Genomic DNA, 18,464 nt, shown 5'->3' with positions numbered 1-18,464 from the left:
CTCACCTTCGGTGCATCCGGGCTCTTCGCCTCTCGCGCCCCGCGCGGAACGAAGCCGCTCGCCGATGGACAAAGCACGGCATACCCAATTTGCGCGCAACGCGGCATCATTGCGGCGTTGCGCGCTCAGCGCCCCTCGGAAGCGGAACAACAACATGAAACGCATCGCCCTTTTCCTAGCCACCAACCTCGCAATCATCCTGGTGCTCAGCATCACGCTGCGCCTGCTCGGTTTCGAGCGCATTCTCGACGAGCAGGGGGTGAATCTCGACATCAATTCGCTGCTGTTGTTTGCTGCGGTGTTCGGCTTCGGCGGCTCGTTCATTTCGCTGGCCATGTCGAAGTGGAGCGCCAAGCGCATGACCGGCGCGCACGTCATCACGCAGCCGCGCAATGACGTAGAACGCTGGCTGGTCGATACCGTGCGCCGTCAGGCCGAGCGCGCCGGCATCGGCATGCCCGAAGTGGCTGTGTATGACGCACCCGAACCCAACGCCTTCGCCACCGGCGCCAACCGCAACAACGCACTGGTGGCGGTCAGCACCGGCCTGCTGCGCGCCATGCAGCCGGACGAGGTCGAAGCCGTGCTGGCGCACGAGGTCTCGCACGTTGCCAACGGCGACATGGTCACGCTGGCGCTGATTCAAGGCGTGGTGAACACCTTCGTGATCTTCCTGTCGCGCGTCATCGGTCACCTGGTCGACCGCGTCGTGTTCAAGACCGAACGCGGCCACGGCCCGGCCTTCTGGGTCACCGCCATCATTGCCGAGCTGCTGCTGGGCATTCTCGCCAGCATCATCGTGATGTGGTTCTCGCGCCGCCGCGAGTTCCGCGCCGATGCCGGCGCCGCCAATCTGGCCGGTCGCCAGAAGATGATCGCCGCGCTGCAGCGTCTGGCCGGCTCGCGCACCGAGCCGCTGCCCGACAAGATGGCCGCCTTCGGCATCTCCGGCATGAAGGGCTCGGGCCTCAAGCGCCTGTTCATGACGCACCCGCCGCTCGAAGAGCGCATCGAAGCACTCAAGGCAGGTCGTTGATCGGCGGCCCGCGCCTCAGCCCTCGTCTCGTATCCGCAGCGCCTCTTCGGGCGCTGCTTCTGATCGCGACCGGTGCACTCGCCGGCTGCACTTCGTCCGAGCCCGACAACCTCACCGCCCGCCAGACCGAAGCCCAGCGCAGCTCGCCGGCCTTCATGGTGTCCACCGCACACCCCCTGGCTACCGAAGCCGGCCTTGATGTGCTGCGTGCCGGCGGCACGGCGGTGGATGCCGCCGTGGCCGTGCAGATGGTGCTGGCCTTTGTCGAGCCGCCGGAAACCGGCATCGGCGGCGGCGGCTTTCTGCTGCACCACGATGCCGCCAGCGGGCAGACACGCTTTTACGACGGACGCGAAACCGCCCCGGCTGCGGCCGATGCCGAGCGCTTCCGGGCCTTTGGCCATGCCGTGCCGCTGTGGGCCGCCATTCCCACCGGCCGCGCAGTGGGCGTGCCGGGGCTGGTTGCCATGCTCGGGCAGGCACATGCCGCACACGGCACCCAGCCTTGGGCCGATCTGCTGCAACCGGCCATCACGCTGGCCGATGCAGGCATTCCGATGCCCGAACGTCTGCGCCAGCAGATTGCCGAAGACCCGTCGTTGTGGCTGCTCGACGACACGCGCCGCCACTTCGCCCTGCCTGCGCTTGGCGACACGCCCACGCTGTCGAACCCGGCGCTGGCAGACACGCTGCGCACGCTGGCGCAGGACGGCCCGCAGGCTCTTTACGGCGGCGACCTGGCCGCAGCCATTGTCGAACGGGCACACGCCCGCTGGCCGTGGCGCGGCGATCTGAGCCTCGACGATCTTGCGGGCTACTCGCCCGAAGAACGTGAGCCGGTGTGCGGCCGCTACCGCGAATGGACGATCTGCGGCGCGCCACCGCCGTCTTCCGGCGGCATTGCCGTGCTGCAGATTCTCGGCATACTCGAGCGCTTTTCGCTGCGCGAACTCGGGCCGGATTCGCCGCTCGCCATTCACCTGATTGCCGAAGCCAGCCGCCTCGCCTTTGCCGACCGCTACCGTTATCTGGGCGATCCGGCCTTCGTCGATGTCCCGCTGGATGGGCTCATCGACCGCGGCTACCTCGCCGGCCGCTCGGCGCTCATAAACCCGCAGCGCGCACTCGCCAATGCTGCGCCCGGCGAGCCCGGCCAACGCGCCACCATTCCTGAAGCCGAACCCGCGGACGAAGACGAAACGCTCGGCACCTCGCACTTCACCATCGTCGATGCGGCGGGCAATCTGGTGGCGCTCACCAGTTCGGTCGAAGCCCCGTTCGGCGCACGCATGCTCACGCGGGGTTTTTTGCTCAACAACCAGCTCACCGATTTCACCTTCGACCCCGTGCTCGAAGACGGCAGCCCGCACCCCAACGCGGTGGCTCCGGGCAAGCGCCCGCGCAGTTCGATGTCGCCGGTGATGGTGTTCGACGCAGATGGCAATGTGCGCCTGGTGATCGGCTCGCGCGGCGGCGCGCGCATCATCGGTTACGTGGTCAAGGCGCTGATCGGCGTGCTTGACTGGCAGCTCGACGTGCAGGACGCCATTGCCCTGCCGAACTTCGTGCATCGCGGCGAAGTACTCGAACTCGAGCGCGGCAGCCGCCTGGAAGCCCATCGTGACGCACTCGAAGGCCTCGGCCATACGGTGACCACACCACGCATGACCAGCGGCCTGCACGGCATCGAGCGCATCGGTGTGGCATGGCGCGGCGGCGCCGACCCTCGCCTGGACGGCGTTGCGAGAGGAGAATGAGCACCATGCCCGACGACATGCCCGAACTGCCCCTGCCGCCACTGCGCCTCAACCCAGAAGGCGAGCCGCGCCGCATCGGCGTGGAGCTCGAGATGAGCGGCCTGTCGCTCGACGAGCTGGCTCACGTCACCTCGGAATTTCTCGGCACCAATGTGGTGCCCGACGGCCGCTACGGCCGCGTGCTGCACGGCGATGAGGCCGGCGACTGGGTGGTGGAGCTCGACTTCCAGTTTCTGCGGCGCATCGGCCAGACCGAGCGCACGCCAGGAGCCTTCGGTGATGATCTGCTGCAATCGGCCGAAGACGCGCTGCACGCGGTGGCGCAAACCATGGTGCCGGTCGAGATCGTCAGCCCGCCCCTGCCAATGCGACGTCTGGGGGAAGTCGAGGCACTGATTGCGCGCCTGCGCTCAGCGGGCGCGAAGGGCACTTCGGACCACCCACTGAACGCCTTCGGGATGCAGTTCAACCCCGAGATTCCGGCGGACGACGCGGCCACGCTCACGGCCTACGTGCGCGCCTTCCTGTGCCTGTACGACTGGCTCTTTGCGCGGGCCGACATCAACCTCACGCGGCGCCTCACGTCGTACGTCGATCCGTTTCCACTCGAATACGTGCGCCTGGCCACTGCCGCCGACTACGCGCCCGATCTGCCCGGCCTGATCGACGACTACCTGCGCTACAGCCCCACGCGCAACCGCGCGCTCGACCTGCTGCCGCTGTTTGCGCACCTCGACCGTGAGCGTGTCGCGGCCGTCACCAACGATCCGCTCATCAAACCGCGCCCGGCGTTTCATTACCGCCTGCCCGATTGCGAAATCCACCGCCCCGGCTGGGGGCTGCATCTGGCCTGGAACGACTGGCTGCAGGTCGAGCGCCTCGCCGCCGACGCCGAGCGCCTCACCGGCTGCTGCGCCGCCTTTCACGCCTATCTGAATCGCCCCTCGCTGGAACGCTGGCTGGGCGACTGGGCACACGACGTGGAGACTCAATGGCTCGTCCCGTAATCGCCATCACCGGCCCGCAGCGCGGTGCCTTCGGCCCACGCCTGCTGGTCGCCATGGCCGTGCGGCTGTATGGCGGCATACCGTTGCAGGTGCGCCCCGACGACATTGACCGCAAGCTGGATTTCGACGGCGTCATCATCACCGGCGGTCACGATGTTAACCCCGTGCTGTACGCCGCGGCACCAGAGGTGGAGCCGTGCTACGACGAAGCGCGCGACGCGCTGGAGACGGCCATCATCGACGATGCGCTGGCACGCCGCCGCCCCATCCTGGGCATCTGCCGCGGGGCCCAGTTGCTCAACGTGCGGCGGGGCGGCTCGCTGTTCCAGGAGCTCAAATCGCGCCGCCGCAACACCTCCAACCGCTGGACGGTGCTGCCGCTCAAACACCTGTGCATTCGCCCCGGCACCGTGCTGGCGCAACTCATGGGCGAGGGCCCGGCACGCATCAACAGCCTGCATAACCAGGGGATCGACCGCTGCGGCAGCGCACTTGACGTGTCCGGCACGGACCTGGACAACATCACCCAGGCCGTCGAAAACCCCGAGTACGGGCCGCTGTTGCTCGGCGTGCAGTGGCACCCGGAGTTCCTGATTTTCATGAAGCGGCAACGCGCGCTTTTCCGCGCATTGGTGCACAGCGCACGTGCCGAACAGACGCCGCACTGAATGAAAGCCCGCGACGCGCGGGCCTTGTCACATCGGCTCGCGGCGCCTATGGTTAGGCCTTGGTGCGGCCTGCCTCGCACATGACCGCCAGTGTCGCGCTGTCCGAACGCGCTTCTCAAACACTCGAGTGCAGCTTCTGAACGGCGACATGCCCCTCCGCGACATGCCCCTCCGCGACATGCTCTACTCTGACATGTCAGAAAATCGAAAGCACCCTCAGATCAAGCAGAAATAACGCCCCATTCTGGTGCCCCGTGCGCCACTATGGGGCAAACCCTGTTCGTCTCTCCGTCACGCCGCAGTCTTTGAAAAGACATTCCCATTACGAACCAAGCATCTGATAAATAAGTAGTTATCAGGCACCCAAAGCGCTCATCAGAGCCTCTTTCGTGAATTTCTTCAGGGCGCCGTGCAATTACGCTGGCAATCCCGAAAGCCTGAACTATTCTGACATGTCAGTATTTTCAGGCACTGGCACGAGCATTGCTAGAACCATGAGGCGTATCACCTAAGTTTCCCGCTTCGGGATGTTGTCACCTCTCTCTCCACAGGAGTTATCAGCATGACTCTGAATCGCCGCAAGTTCCTGTCCGGCGCGGCTGCCACCGGTGCCGCCGTGTTCGGCGCGCCAGCCATCGTCAGCGCACAGACCAAGACCTTCAACTGGAAAATGACCAACGCCTACGGGCCCGGGTCGCCGTTTTACGTGCAGGGCCCGGGCAGCCCGACCGACTTCTGCAAGAAGGTCGAAGAGATGTCAGGTGGCCGCCTGAAGATCCAGCACTTCGCTGCGGGCGAACTGATTCCGGCGCTGGAAGGCTTCGATGCCGTGTCTAAGGGCATGGTCGAGATGAACGCCGCCAACGCCTACTTCTGGGCGGGCCGCGTACCGGCCGCGCAGTACTTCACCACCGTGCCGTTCGGCATGAACACGCAGGGCATGAACGCCTGGATCTACCACGGCGGCGGTCAGGCGCTGTGGGACGAGCTGTACGCCCCGCATGGCGTGATGGGCATGCCGATGGGCAACACCGGCGTGCAGATGACCGGCTGGTTCCGCAACCCGCTCAAGAGCATCGACGATCTCAAGGGCCTGAAGATGCGCATTCCGGGCCTTGCCGGCCGCGTGTATGCCGAACTGGGCGTTGCCGTGCGCCTGCTGCCGGGCGGCGAGATCTTCCCTGCGCTGGAGCGTGGCGTGATCGATGCCGCCGAGTTCGTCGGCCCGTATCAGGATCGTCGTCTGGGCCTGCAGAAAGCCGCCAAGTACTACTACATGACCGGCTGGCACGAGCCGACCAACGTCACCGAACTGCTGATCAACAAGAAGGCATGGGACAGCCTGCCGAAAGACCTGCAGGCCATCGTGCGCGCCGCGGCTCAGGCGTGCAACAACGAAAGTCTGGCGTGGTGCGAGGCAGTCAACGCCGATGCGCTGAAGGATCTCGTCGAGAACCAGGGCGTGATTGCGCAGCCGCTGCCCGACGACATCGTCGCCAAGCTGAAAGAGGTCACCGCCGACACGCTGGAAGCGCTGGCCAAGGCCGACCCGGCCACGCGCAAGGTGCACGACGCCTTCATGGCCTTCCGCGAGAAGCACGCCTCGTGGGCTGCGGTCAGCGAGAAGACGTTCCTGTCGCTGTAACCAGGTTGGGGCTCCAATGAATACGCTGATCAAACCGCTCGAGTACCTGATCGTCGCCTTCGGCTGGCTGGCTCGCGCTGCGGTACTGGCGCTGGTGTTGCTGGTGGCGACCAACGTACTGCTGCGTTACGCGTTTTCCTGGAGCCCCGTCGGGCTTCAGGAAATGGAATGGCATCTGATTTCGCCGATCGCTCTGCTCGGCATGTCGTATGCCATGTATCACCGTGCCGACGTGCGCGTGGACTTTCTCTACGACAAGTTCACGCCGCGCAATCAGACCATCGTCAATCTTGTCAGCGGTCTGCTCACGCTCGCCCTCGGGGTGATCATCGCGTGGCTGGCCGTCTCCTACGTCATGCAGTCCTACAACATCGGTGAAAGCTCGCCCGACCCCGGCGGCCTGCCGTATCGCTATCTGCTCAAGATCTTCATCCCGCTGGGCTTTTCGCTGCTGGCCATTCAAGGCCTGGTCGATTCGCTGCGCTCGCTCGCCACTCTCATCAGCGGCGCACCGCCCGTGCCCCATGACTCACTGGAGGCCCGCACATGAGCCCGAACGAATGGCTCGCCCTCGGCCTCATCGGGGGTTTTCTGGCGTTGATGATGGTCGGCATCCCGGTCGCCATCGCGCTGGCCGTTTCCGGTTTCGTGTTCGGTTATCTGGGCTTCGGCTCGATGCTCTTCGCGCTGCTGCCGGCGCGCATGTTCGGTGTGGTCACCAACTACACCATGATGGCGATACCGCTGTTCGTGTTCATGGGGGTGATGCTCGAAAAATCCCGGGTGGCAGAAGACATGCTGGAGACCATCGGGCGCGCCATGGGCGGCCTGAATGGCGGCATGGGCATCGCCATCGTGCTGGTCGGCGTGCTGATGGGCGCGTCCACCGGCATCGTCGGTGCCACCGTGGTCACCGTGGCCATGCTCACCCTGCCCACGCTGATGCGCCGCGGCTACAAACCGAGCATCGCCTGCGGCACCATCTGCGCCTCCGGAACGCTGGGGCAGATCATCCCGCCCAGTCTGGTGCTGATCCTGCTTTCGGAAATCGTCGGTGAGTCGGTCGGCACGCTGTTCGCCGCCGCCTTCATGCCCGGCATGATGCTGGCGGCCACCTACGTCATCTACCTGATCGTGCTCGGCAAGCTCAAGCCCGACTGGGTGCCGGCGATTCCCGAGGAAGAGCGCGCGCTGATGCCCAAAGGCACGCTGCTGCGCGACATCCTGCGCACCGTCGTGCCTCCGTTGCTGCTGGTTTTCGCGGTGCTGGGCTCGATCATCGGCGGCATCGCCGCGCCGACCGAGGCCGCCTCGATGGGCGCACTGGGCAGCGTGTTGATCGCCATCGCCGCCCGCCGCTTCAACACCAAGCTGCTGCTCGAAACCCTGCACGGCACGCTCACCATCTCGGCCATGGTGTTCTTCATCCTGCTGTGCGCTCAGCCCTTCGCACTTGCCTTCCGTGGCCTGGGTGGCGAGAACATGGTGCACGACCTGTTCAACCTGATTCCGGGTGGCGAAGTCGGTGCAGTGATCTTCCTGATGTTGCTGCTGTTCATCCTGGGCTTTTTCCTGGAGTGGATCGAGATCTCCTACATCGCCCTGCCCATGTTCCTGCCGGTGTTCCACATGTACGGCACCGACATGGTGTGGCTGGCAACGCTGGTGGCGCTCAACCTGCAGATGTCCTTCCTGACACCTCCATTCGGGTGGGCGCTGTTCTTCCTCAAAGGGGTCGCTCCGCCCGGCATCACCACCAAGGACATCTATCTGGGCGCCTTGCCATTCGTGGGCTTGCAGATGGTGGCGGTGACACTGCTGTTCTTTTTCCCGTCGGTTGCCACCTGGCTTCCCAAAGCCATCGGCTGGTAGCGCAGACCCGTCTGCTGGCACAGACGCCCGGGTGCAGTCGAAGACTGCACCCGGTTTTTCTTTGGGCAAACCTGCCGCCCGCAATACCGGCTTGACAGGCAGTACCCGTTTGCGCAAAACGCGCTGCACTGCGGCACGACCACTGCGCACCTGATACGACATCACCGCATTGACTCCACGAAGCTGCAGCACACGCTCAGGGAAACAGTCTCCCTTTTCATGATTGCGATAATATATTATTGCGATTGTCTTTTTATGCTTTTGAAACCCGCATGCAGCCCAGCACGACGCGCACTCGTATCACCAGCATCGATCAGTTGCGCGGCGCAATCATGGCGTTGATGCTGGTGGATCACGCACGCGAGTTCTTCTACCTGCATCAACAGGTGAGCGATCCGATGGACCTCGCGGCGGTCTCGCCGGAACTCTTCTTCACCCGTCTGACCAGCCATTTCTGCGCACCCCTGTTCGTGCTGCTCACCGGCCTCAGTGCGTGGCTGTATGGCCACCGCCCGGGGCGCAGTCGTCAGGATACGGCCACCTTCCTCGCCACGCGCGGGCTGCTGCTCATCGTGCTGGAAGTCACGGTGGTGAACTTCGCGTGGAGCTTCAGCTTCCCGCCTCCGATGATCTACCTGCAGGTGATCTGGGCGATCGGTCTGTCGATGTTGGCGCTCGCCGCTCTGCTGTGGCTACCGCGCGCACCGCAGGTCCTGGTGATGCTCGTGATCGTGTGCGGGCACAACGCACTCGACGGCATCCACTTCGCGCGCGGCGAAGCCGGCTTCGTACCTTGGGCCATCTTGCATGACCGCAGCGTCATCGAGCTCTTCGGCGGACTGCAGGCCCGTACGTCCTATCCTGTTCTGCCGTGGATCGGCATCGTGTTGGCGGGCTACCTGCTCGGCCCGCTGTATGCACACGGCGTGACGGCAGTGCGGCGCCAACGCACGCTTTGCCTCATCGGAGCTCTGGCGCTGGGTGCTTTCGTGGCCATGCGCCTGCTCAATGTGTATGGCGATCAGGCCTGGGTGACCGGAAGCACATTGCTGGAGACCAGCATGGCGTTTCTCAACGTCACCAAGTATCCGCCTTCCCTGCACTTCGTGCTGTTGACGCTGGGCGTAGGTTTGCCACTGCTGGCCGCTTTCGAACGCCTGCGCACCGCCGGCATGCTCTGTCGCATCGGCGGCGCACCGATGTTCTTTTACCTCGCTCACCTGTACTTGCTGCACATCCTGTATCTGCTGCTTGCGGCGCACTACGGCCTCAACCAGGGCACACGCTTCGGCTTCGATGCCGTATGGCAGATCTGGGCCGTCGCCGCGGCCGTCCTGTTGGCGCTGTATTGGCCGTGCCAGGCCTTTGCGCAGTACCGACAGACCAGCAACGCCCGCTGGACCAGTTACTTCTGAGCTCGCCCAAACCCTTTCCACGCCGCTGCCTATCATGCACACCAAAGCCCTGCCGCTGACCCTCGCGGCCCTGTTCTCCAGTCTCTGCCACGCTCAGTCCACGGGCGAATCCACCATCACCTTGGGCGACATCACCGTGCGCCCCACAGCCACCGGACCGTTGTTGCCGTCGAGCATTCTGACCTCGGTGGACGTCATGGCCAGTGACCGCATCGAAGACAAGCAGGTCACCAACAGCTGGGAACTGCTGGGTCAGATGCCGGGCATCCAGCTCACCGAAACACGCATGGGCGCAGAATCCGGCAAACTCACCTTCCGCGCTTTCAACGGCGAGGGCTACATCAACGGCATCAAGGTCTTGATCGACGGCATTCCGAGCAACGTCAACAGCGGCAATCAGCGCTTCATCGACATGATCTTTCCGCTTGAGATCGATTACATCGAAGTCGTGCGTGGCACCAACGATCCGCGCTACGGCCTGCACAACATCGGCGGCAACTTCAACCTCGGCACGCGCCAGGGCGGCCGATACACCGAGGGCCGGGTGACGTACGGCAGCTTCAACACTCGCGAGGTGCAGCTTGCGGCGGGGCGAGAATCCGGGGGCTTCGCGCAGAACTACTTCTTCGGTGCGAACGCTTCCGACGGCCACCGCGACCATTCCGACGCCGAAAAGTATTCGCTCGGCGGCAAATGGTTCTACACCACCGACGATCAACGCCTGAAAGTGGGCCTGACGGCCCGCGCTTCGATGCAGGACGCCGACGAACCCGGCTACCTCACCGCCGCCGAACTGGCCGCCAGCCGCAGCCAGTCACCCGCCAAGAACGCAAACGACAACAGCCGGCGCGACATGCAGCAGGTAGCGCTGCATGCCGATTGGCAAGTACGCGACGATCTGTTGTTCTCCAACCGGATGTACTTCAATCGCTACAAGGATGACCGCAAGATCACCTTCACCGACTACGCGGTGGGCAACGCCCCGCGCCAGCGCCGCATGTGGGACGAAACGCAGACCGGCTTGCTCAGCACGCTGACCTGGCAGGCCAACGAACGCGTGACGCTCGACGGCGGCATCAACGTGGAGCGCCAGGACAACGAGTACCGCCGCTACCGTTACGACTACGGCGTACCTACCGACTTCTCGGCCCCGCCCGCCCGCGTGCAGAACGACGAGGACTACAGCCTCAACAACTTCGGCGCGTATGTGCAGGCCATCCTGCGGCCCACCGAGTCCCTCAAGATCATCCCCGCTCTGCGCGTCGACACCTTCAGCGGGCGCAGTCATCAGCGCCTTACCGGCACCTCGGCCAGGCTGCAGGACTACGGCTGGATCAAGCAACCCAAGCTCAGCGTGGTGTACGACCTCACCGACCGCACGCATGTCTATGCCAACTGGGGTCGCAGTTTCCAGGTGCTGACCGGCTCCGGCACGCCGGCCTACATGCTGCCCGGAACGCCGGACTACAAGCCGTCGATCAACACCGGCAAAGAGGTCGGCATCAAGTTTCAGCCCGCCCCCGGCACCGAGGCCCGCGTTGCCATCTGGCAACAGGACGCCACCGACGAAGTTGCCAACATGCCCAGCACCGGCACCACGGTCGGGCTCGGCGAGACCCGCCGCAGGGGTGTCGACTTCCAACTCTCGAGCCGCATCAACGACAAACTCACGCTGTGGCTCTCGCACGCCCTGCAGGAGGCCAAGGTGAAGCAGGCATTCACCGACGCCGGCGCTTCGCTGGCCGGCAAGGAAGTGATCTCGACGCCGCGCTACATCACCAACCTCGGCGCCGAATACCGCGCCAACGACCAGTGGCGTTTCGGCATGCAAGCCCGCGCCCAAGGCGATTACTACATCGACAACCTCAACGAGCAAGGGAAGTACGGCGGCTTTGCCGTGCTGGACGCCAGCGTGCGCTACACCCTGTCGCCGACCGCCAGCCTCGACTTCCAACTCAAGAACGTGACCGATCGCGAATACGAATACGTCTGGTACGACGAATTCTTCTGGGGCGGCGCCAATCAGCCGATGTTCTCCCCGGCGGCTGGCCGCGCGGCGTACCTTTCATTGAACATCCGCATGTAGGGCAGCCGCGAACGCGCCGTACGCTGAACACGGCCAACGTGATGAGGCCTCAGGCAGCCTAACGAGCCTGCGGATGAACCCGTTGGCAGCATTGCCGCAATGCCGGCTCGGCCACTGCACCTTGAGGGCGGTCAACCCTCAAATGCGCGGCAGTGCCTGCCGGATCGCCGACAGGCAGCACCAGCAACACGGTTTCGTCCGCGCCGGTGCTGGCCGGTTTGCGCTCCATGCCCGGCGTCATCGCCACCGACACATAGTTGATGGAATCGCCGCGCAGCAGCAAGGTCATGTTGGTGCGCCACAGATCAGATCCGCCGGGAGGAGGAACAAGCGCAAGGGTATGACGGCCCGGCGGAAGCTGCAGGTCGGCGTAGGAGCCCTCCGCGAGTGAGGCAACGGGCTGGTCGTTGATGACCAAAGTGGGCTCCTCATGCTGCAGCTCGGGGTCTTCGGAACGCGGACGGAATACGTACAGCCGCGTCTGACCGGCTTCAGGCGCCTGAGCCCCTTCAAATGCAGCTTTCGGCGGCTGGGGCGGACTTTGCGTGACGCAGCCAGCCAGAAGAACGACCAGCGCCGAGGCAACGAGTACGGAGCGCAACATCATGGGTTCCTTGAGCCGATTAGGCGAACCGTAATGCTAGACACTGCGCTGCACCCGCGCTTGGCAGCAATGCAACAAAGCGAGAGCGTTTGTGAATCGAACGTGGCGGCGCAGGCTGCCCCGGCCGTCCCGCAGCGACCGGATAGGCTAATTCACGCCATCACGCGGAATACCCCACCCATGCCGCCGGCGTGATGCTCCAGCACGTGGCAATGCAGCATCCAGTCGCCCGGGTTGTCCGCCTTGAAGGCGATTTCCAGCGTGTCTTGCGGCTGCATCAGCACAGTGTCGTGCAAGGGTTGATGCGGCTCCGCTTGGCCATTGCGGGCAAGCACGCGAAAGTGGTGGCCGTGCAGGTGAATGGGGTGGAACCACCGTGTGTCGTTGATGAGGGTGAGGCGGCAGGTGGCGTCGCGCTCGAGCGTGAACAGCGGGGCGTGACGGTGATGGGCATCGGCGGCATGCGACTCGCCATTCACCGTCCACGCCATGCCGGAGTGCATCATCCGGAGCATCTCTTCGCGCGGGAGGGTGCCCATCATGCCGCCCTTGAAGACGATTTCGTGGCGCACCGCCTTGGCCTCATCGGGCTCAGGTACGGGGTTGGCGGGCAAAGCCGGTGGGGCGACAGAGTGCGCGGCCGTACGCATCGGCTCCCCCGCCACCTGCAGCGTGATGAAGCGATAGGCCGCCGAGGCATAGAAATCATCGACCAACTCCACTGCCGTGCCCGCCTGCGCGTCGATGTCGAGCACCACGTCGGCCCGCATGCCGGGGCCCAAAGCCACGCGGGAGGCTTCGAACGGCGTGACCGGCTGACCGTCGAGCGCAATCACCCAAGCCGGCAGACTGCCAAAATTGAGTCGGAAGATACGCCCGTTGGCGGCGTTGATGAGGCGCAGTCGGATACGCTCGAAGGGGCGTACCGGCTCCACATCGTTCAGGCTGCCGTTGATGGTGACGGTGTTGCCGATGCGGCCGTCGTGGCTGCGCGCGTGATAGTCGTCGAAACCGCCGACGACTTCGGCATTTCTATTGAGCATCCAGTCGTCGAGCAGCCAGACAATCTCGCGATCAGCCGGGTAGGGCTCAGCCTCTTCGACGATCAGCGCGCCCGAAAGACCTCGCCCGAGTTGCTCGGGCGCATTTGCGTGCGGGTGATACCAGTAGGTGCCGGCATCCGGCAACGTGAAGTCGTACTCGAAGCGCCCACCCGGCGGCACCGGCGGCTGCGTCAGATGCGGCACACCGTCCATGCCGTTGGGCAGGCGGATGCCATGCCAATGAATGGTGGTGTCTTCGTGTAAGCCGTTTTCCAGCACCGTGCGCAAGCGGCCGCCCTGCTTCACGCGAATCACCGGCCCCGGCACCGTGCCGTTGTACCCCCAACAACCGCGCACCTCGTCCGGGCCGTGCGGTGCCAACGAGAAGGAGGCCTTGCCGGCTGCCAGCCGCAGGGCCTCTTCTCTCCGCGCCCACGCCTCTACGGGCGGCAGCGCTACCCAAGCGAGCGTGGCGCCGGAGGCTGCGAGGAAGTGGCGGCGGGTCGGGTTGAAGGGCGAAGGCATGCTTGATCTCCAGACGATGCACTGTTGAGTACTACCCGACACGGAGGCGGCAATCGCCGATTGGTTCGCCTAATCAAGCAAAATCCGCATCCAGCACGATGCGATAGCGCGCCTTGCCCGATTCCAGATGAGCCAACGCCTCATTCACCCGACTCATCGGGAAACGCTCGACCTGCGGGGCGATGCCGTGTCGCGCAGCAAAGTCGAGCATGGTGGCGATGGTGGCGGGCGAGCCGATGGGCGAGCCCGAGATGCTGCGCTGGCCGCCGATGAGGTCGAAGGCGTTGACCGGAATGGGCTCAAGCACGGCGCCCACCACGTGCAGCCGGCCCTTGGGGGCGAGCGTGGCGATCAGCGCATCCCAGTTCATCGGCACATTCACGGTGACGAGCAGGAAATCCAGCGTGCCGGCCATGCGCGCCAGGTCGGCCGGGTCGCGGCTCGACACCACATGATGGGCGCCGAACTCGCGCGCTTCGTCGAACTTGGACGGGCTGGAGGTGAAGGCGGTGACTTCGCAGCCCCAGGCGCGCGCGAACTTGACCGCCATGTGACCAAGCCCGCCGATGCCGACCACGCCGACACGGTCGGTAGGCTTCACGCCGAACTGCACGAAGGGTGTGAACACCGTGACGCCACCACACAGCAGCGGGCCGGCGCTGGCCGGGTCGAGGTCTTCAGGCAGCGGAATGGTCCATGCCGCGCTGGCACGCACGCGCTCGGCGAAACCGCCGTGGTGGCCGATCATCACCGGCTGGGTGTGGTTGCACAGATTGTGGTCGCCGCTCATGCACGAGTGACAGTGCATGCAACTGTCCGACGCCCAGCCCACGCCCACGCGTTGGCCGACCTTGAGATGGCGTACATGCGAGCCCACCGCGGTGATGCGCCCGACGATCTCATGCCCAGGCACCACGGGGTAAATGGAGTTCATCCACTCGTTGTTGATGACCGACAAATCGGAGTGGCAGATGCCGCAGTTCTCCACGGCCACTTCCACATCATCGGCCGCCAGCGGGCCGGCGTCGTACTCGAAGGGAATCAGGTGTTCGCCGCTCTTGAACGCGGCCCATGCGCGAATGCGTGACATGTGAGGATCTCCCGTGAAGACACACGGCAAATCATGCCACAGCCTTCAGCCGCGCTTGCTGCGCCGCTGTGACAGATACACGCCGACGCACAGCGGCACTCCCAGCAATACCCACGAGACGGCATCCCACCCGCCGTCGCCCACCAGTGCGGCGAGAAGCCCAATCAGGCTGACCAGCGCGATAAGCAGCGGCCAACGAAAAATCTGCCATGCGTTGCGGGCCTGACTCATGGGGCCTCCCGCGCCAGCGCGATGCCGGCCTCGTCGGGTGCGGCCTCGTGCAGCACCGACTCGACCGGCTGCTTGCGGCGACGCCACCAAAGCACCAGCCCGCTCCACAGCACCACGATGGATACGATGTCGAGCAACGCCCATAGAACCTTGAGCGGCATGCCGCCATAGTCACCGAAGTGCAGTGGCTGAGAAACCAGCAGCGTATTGACGTACCACGGTAGCTCGCGGCTGTCGGTCACGGTAGCGGTCTGCGCGTCGATCAGCACGGGCTTGAACAAGCGGGACGTGAGCGGCTCGGTGCCGCGCATGAAGACGGCGTAATGGTGCGGGCTGGACAGTTCCGAGCCCGGATACGACACGAAGGCCAGCTCCATGCCGGGCTCCATGCGGCGCGCGGCGGCAATCGCTTCGTCGAGCGAGCCGAGTTGCTCCGGTGCTGCTTGCCCCTTGTACGGTGCAATCATCTCGGCCATCTGGTCGGCCTGCCAATAGCGCACCACCAGATCGGTCCAGGTATTGATGACACCGGTGGCGCCGACCACCAGCAACCACATCAACGTGACCATGCCCAGCAGGTTGTGCAGGTCGAGCCACTTGATGCGGGTAGAGCGCTCACGGCGCACGGTACCGAAATCGAGCCGGCGCATGAACGGCGCATACAGCACCACCCCCGAGACAATCGCCACCAGCAGCAGCATGCCCATGGCGCCGAGGAAGAGCTTGCCGGCGAGCCCGGCGTAGAGGTCGACGTGCAGCTTGTACATGACGTACATGAAGCCTTCGTCGAAACGCGGCTGAGCCAGCACCTCCGTGGTACGTGCGTCGATGGCCACGGTGCGACTCTGCTCGGGCCCGGAATCAGCCCGCTCGCCCAGCGATACCATCCACAGATTTTCGGTGTCGGCATCGCGGAAGACGAACTGCATCTTGCGGTCGGGATGCACCGCCTGCGCGGCCGCCACGACCTCATCGAAGCTCGCCAGCGGGGTGTCGGCCGACATGGTCGGAGCTTCAATCTCGGCGCCTGTCAGGTGCTCGATCTCATGGTGGAAGATCAAGGGCAGGCCTGTAATGCACAGCAGCAGCATGAACGCCGTGCACACCAGACTCGACCATTTATGCACCCAGGCCCAGGTGCGCAGCTTGGAAGAAGTCATTGATGCGCCCCCTCAGAACCAGGCTTCGACGCCCACGCCGAAGGTGCGCGGCTGCGGCAAGGTGGCGACATCCGTGGCTGCCGTTCCGCCGGGGTCAGCGGTAATCATCAGCGGTTTGCGCGTATCGAACAGGTTGTTTGCAAAGGCGAACACACGGAAGCTGTCGAAGCTCTGGCTGGCCCGTGCGTTGAAGATCCAGTACGGGTCGGTCTTGCCGCGCGCGGTGTTCATCACGTCGGAGTAGTAGCTTTCGGAGTAGCGAGCATCACCCCCCACCTCGAAACCGTTGGCGAAGCGATAGCTCGCGCCGAAGCTGGCATTCAGGGCCGGAGCGCGCGGCAGGCGATTGCCTTCGAGTTCGGAACCGGTGAATTCCTTGATGCGCGTCTTGAGCAGCCCCAGCTCGGCACTCAGACGCAGTTGCGGAATGGGCAGCCATTCCGCACCGATCTCCACCCCGTAGGTTTCCGCGCGGTCTGCGTTGCGCACGACGTAGGCCCACACGGCCGGATCGGGGTTCAGGTCGAAGGGAAGCTGCATGTCCTTGTAGTCGCTGTAGAACAGGTTGCCGGTGAGGCGCAGCTTGCCGTCCAGCAGATTGGCGCGCGCGAAGGCTTCGTAGTTCCACACGTATTCGGGATCAAAGGTATAGCTGGTGAAGGGCGCATCAAAGGTAAACCCCGCCCCGCCACCGTTGTAGCCGCGAGATACGCCTCCACCCAGGGTCAGTTCGTCGGTTGCATGCCAAGCCAGGTTTAACTTGGGCATGAAAGCTCGGTATTTTTCATCGAGCGCAATGGCGAAAACGTTCATCGCGCCGTCGCGGCGGCGGCGCTCCTCTTCGTAGCGCGCACCGATGGTCAGGTCGAGATCGGCGCGCAGGGGCAGCGTCGCCTCCCCGTAGACGGCTGCGGTGGCAGTACGGTCGTCGAAGTTGCCGCCACCAAGCATGTCGATGTACTCGTCCTGCTTGGCGAGGTAGATATGCAGGCCGGCCAGACCGCTGCCCGCGCCCTCACCACCGGAGAAGCGGATGCGCGGCTCGAGCACGAGGTCACGCGCGTCGATTTTGACGTTGCCATCGCCGGGCACGGCTTTTCTTGTAATTGATGAGTCGGAGAACGACAGGCGGTTCTCGAAGCGCATGCGTTCCGTCAAGTTCCACCCCGTGTCGACCACCGCGCTGGTCGTGCGCGGAATGAACACCGGCATGGCCGGGTAACTGCTCTGCTCGTCGCCGAAGGGACGGCGCACCGTCTCGTTCTGCGGCTGACGCGACTCGGAGTGTGTCAGGGTCACCAAGGTCGAAAAGTCGGCCGACTCCTTCGGCGCAATCAGCAGCTTCGCGCGCGCCGTGCTGGTCTCGAAACGACCCGGCTCACTCACTCCGGCATAGGATTGGTATCCCCCGACGTAGCTGTCGCGCACTTGGCGGTCGACCGCCAGACGAAACGCAACCTCTTCTTCCACCAGCGGTACGTTCAACACGCCCGAGTACTGCCGCAGGCCATTGCCGCCCATGATGGCACGCACACCCAGCTCGCGCTCGAAACTCGGGTCGTTGGATTTCACCACGACGGTGCCGGCGATGGCATTGCGCCCCTGGATCTGGCTCTGCGCCCCGCGAAAGACTTCGACCTGCTCGACATCCCACAGCGAGAAGTCGCCAAACACCACTTCGTTGTAATTGGCCGCCCGCCCGTCGATCTGAATGTTCAGGCGCGGCCGGGTGCCGGCCAGAAAGGCATCCGAGCCCTGAGCCGGTCCGGTGCCATCCACGCCTCGCACGGCGGATGCAACACTGCTCGTGCCGGTAGAGATGACGTTGGCAATGCCGTCCAAGGCGCTGCTCACCACATCCAAGCGCGGGCTTTCCATCAACGTGCGTGAATCGACCACCGACACGCTGGCGGCAGTGCGCTCCAGCGAACGAGCCGTTTTCTCGCCGGTTACCACCACATCGGACAGACGTGTAGGTGCTGCCTGTGTCTGCACCGCCGGGGCGGCGACGATCACCACGGTGCCGGAAGCATCCACGCGCGACACCAGCCCGCTGCCAGCGAGCAGCCTTGAGAGCGCCGCTTCAGGCGTTAAATCCCCGGCCACGGCCGGCGCCGTGCGATTGGCCACCAGTTCCGGTGCTACGAGCAGTTGTAGCCCGGCCTGGCTCGCCAGTTGATTGAGTGCAGCGCCCAAGGGCTGCGCAGCGATACGCACCGGTACGGTCTGCTGGGCATGTGAAAGGGTGGGGAAGGCGCAGGCCAAGGCGAGTGCGACGGCGAGCGGTCGCAGGGGTGCAAGACGGCAGGAGCGGTGCATGGGCGT

The 18,464-nt window shown here is 64.6% G+C and carries 15 protein-coding genes; 9 read left to right on the top strand and 6 right to left on the bottom strand.

Features of this window, described 5'->3' with window-relative positions; genetic code table 11:
• Window positions 1–154 precede the first annotated feature (154 nt).
• The 9 genes from htpX to AC6H0W_RS03615 all read left to right on the top strand — a co-directional run bounded on the left by htpX (window position 155) and on the right by AC6H0W_RS03615 (window position 11,486).
• Entirely contained in the window at window positions 155–1,036 is an 882-nt protein-coding gene (gene htpX, locus AC6H0W_RS03655; protein ID WP_497575760.1) for a protease HtpX, read from the top strand.
• Window positions 1,033–2,793 carry a gamma-glutamyltransferase gene (ggt, locus tag AC6H0W_RS03650; RefSeq protein ID WP_497575759.1) on the top strand — a complete coding sequence of 587 codons (1,761 nt, stop codon included), beginning with the start codon at window positions 1,033–1,035 and terminating at the stop codon, window positions 2,791–2,793. Before htpX ends, ggt begins: the two co-directional genes overlap by 4 nt.
• Window positions 2,790–3,800, top strand: coding sequence for an amidoligase family protein (locus AC6H0W_RS03645; RefSeq protein ID WP_497575758.1), 1,011 nt, complete (start codon window positions 2,790–2,792; stop codon window positions 3,798–3,800). The genes ggt and AC6H0W_RS03645 overlap by 4 nt, the downstream gene beginning before the upstream one ends.
• Window positions 3,785–4,468, top strand: coding sequence for a gamma-glutamyl-gamma-aminobutyrate hydrolase family protein (locus AC6H0W_RS03640; RefSeq protein WP_497575757.1), 684 nt, complete (start codon window positions 3,785–3,787; stop codon window positions 4,466–4,468). Before AC6H0W_RS03645 ends, AC6H0W_RS03640 begins: the two co-directional genes overlap by 16 nt.
• A gap of 562 nt (window positions 4,469–5,030) precedes the next feature.
• Window positions 5,031–6,113, top strand: a complete 1,083-nt coding sequence (locus AC6H0W_RS03635) for a TRAP transporter substrate-binding protein (protein ID WP_497575756.1) — start codon at window positions 5,031–5,033, stop codon at window positions 6,111–6,113.
• Window positions 6,114–6,129: 16 nt separating this feature from the next.
• Window positions 6,130–6,663 carry a TRAP transporter small permease subunit gene (locus AC6H0W_RS03630; protein WP_497575755.1) on the top strand — a complete coding sequence of 178 codons (534 nt, stop codon included), beginning with the start codon at window positions 6,130–6,132 and terminating at the stop codon, window positions 6,661–6,663.
• Window positions 6,660–7,985 (top strand): TRAP transporter large permease, encoded by a 1,326-nt coding sequence (locus tag AC6H0W_RS03625; RefSeq protein WP_497575754.1) that lies wholly within the window; start codon window positions 6,660–6,662, stop codon window positions 7,983–7,985. The genes AC6H0W_RS03630 and AC6H0W_RS03625 overlap by 4 nt, the downstream gene beginning before the upstream one ends.
• Before the next feature lie 272 nt (window positions 7,986–8,257).
• Complete coding sequence (locus AC6H0W_RS03620; protein ID WP_497575753.1) at window positions 8,258–9,400, top strand: acetyltransferase domain-containing protein; 1,143 nt, start codon at window positions 8,258–8,260, stop codon at window positions 9,398–9,400.
• Between the two features lie 34 nt (window positions 9,401–9,434).
• Complete coding sequence (locus tag AC6H0W_RS03615) at window positions 9,435–11,486, top strand: TonB-dependent receptor (protein ID WP_497575752.1); 2,052 nt, start codon at window positions 9,435–9,437, stop codon at window positions 11,484–11,486.
• Between the two features lie 58 nt (window positions 11,487–11,544).
• Here the strand turns inward: AC6H0W_RS03615 and AC6H0W_RS03610 are convergent, their stop codons facing one another.
• From AC6H0W_RS03610 to AC6H0W_RS03585, 6 genes are all read right to left on the bottom strand, one after another.
• The gene (locus tag AC6H0W_RS03610) at window positions 11,545–12,090 is read right to left on the bottom strand and encodes a hypothetical protein (protein WP_497575751.1); all 546 of its coding nucleotides are present in this window, start codon (window positions 12,088–12,090) and stop codon (window positions 11,545–11,547) included.
• A gap of 152 nt (window positions 12,091–12,242) precedes the next feature.
• Window positions 12,243–13,658: a multicopper oxidase family protein gene (locus AC6H0W_RS03605; protein ID WP_497575750.1), complete on the bottom strand. Its 1,416-nt coding sequence runs from the start codon at window positions 13,656–13,658 to the stop codon at window positions 12,243–12,245.
• A gap of 73 nt (window positions 13,659–13,731) precedes the next feature.
• On the bottom strand, window positions 13,732–14,748 hold the full coding sequence (gene ahr / locus AC6H0W_RS03600; protein WP_497575749.1) for an NADPH-dependent aldehyde reductase Ahr: 1,017 nt from the start codon (window positions 14,746–14,748) through the stop codon (window positions 13,732–13,734).
• Between the two features lie 45 nt (window positions 14,749–14,793).
• Window positions 14,794–14,979, bottom strand: coding sequence for a hypothetical protein (locus AC6H0W_RS03595; RefSeq protein WP_497575748.1), 186 nt, complete (start codon window positions 14,977–14,979; stop codon window positions 14,794–14,796).
• Window positions 14,976–16,139 carry a PepSY-associated TM helix domain-containing protein gene (locus AC6H0W_RS03590; protein WP_497575747.1) on the bottom strand — a complete coding sequence of 388 codons (1,164 nt, stop codon included), beginning with the start codon at window positions 16,137–16,139 and terminating at the stop codon, window positions 14,976–14,978. Before AC6H0W_RS03590 ends, AC6H0W_RS03595 begins: the two co-directional genes overlap by 4 nt.
• Before the next feature lie 12 nt (window positions 16,140–16,151).
• Window positions 16,152–18,458 carry a TonB-dependent receptor gene (locus AC6H0W_RS03585; RefSeq protein WP_497575746.1) on the bottom strand — a complete coding sequence of 769 codons (2,307 nt, stop codon included), beginning with the start codon at window positions 18,456–18,458 and terminating at the stop codon, window positions 16,152–16,154.
• Window positions 18,459–18,464: the final 6 nt, after the last annotated feature.

The organism is Pseudazoarcus sp. NS20 (assembly GCF_059703745.1).
This window is presented reverse-complemented; position numbering and strand designations above follow the sequence as displayed.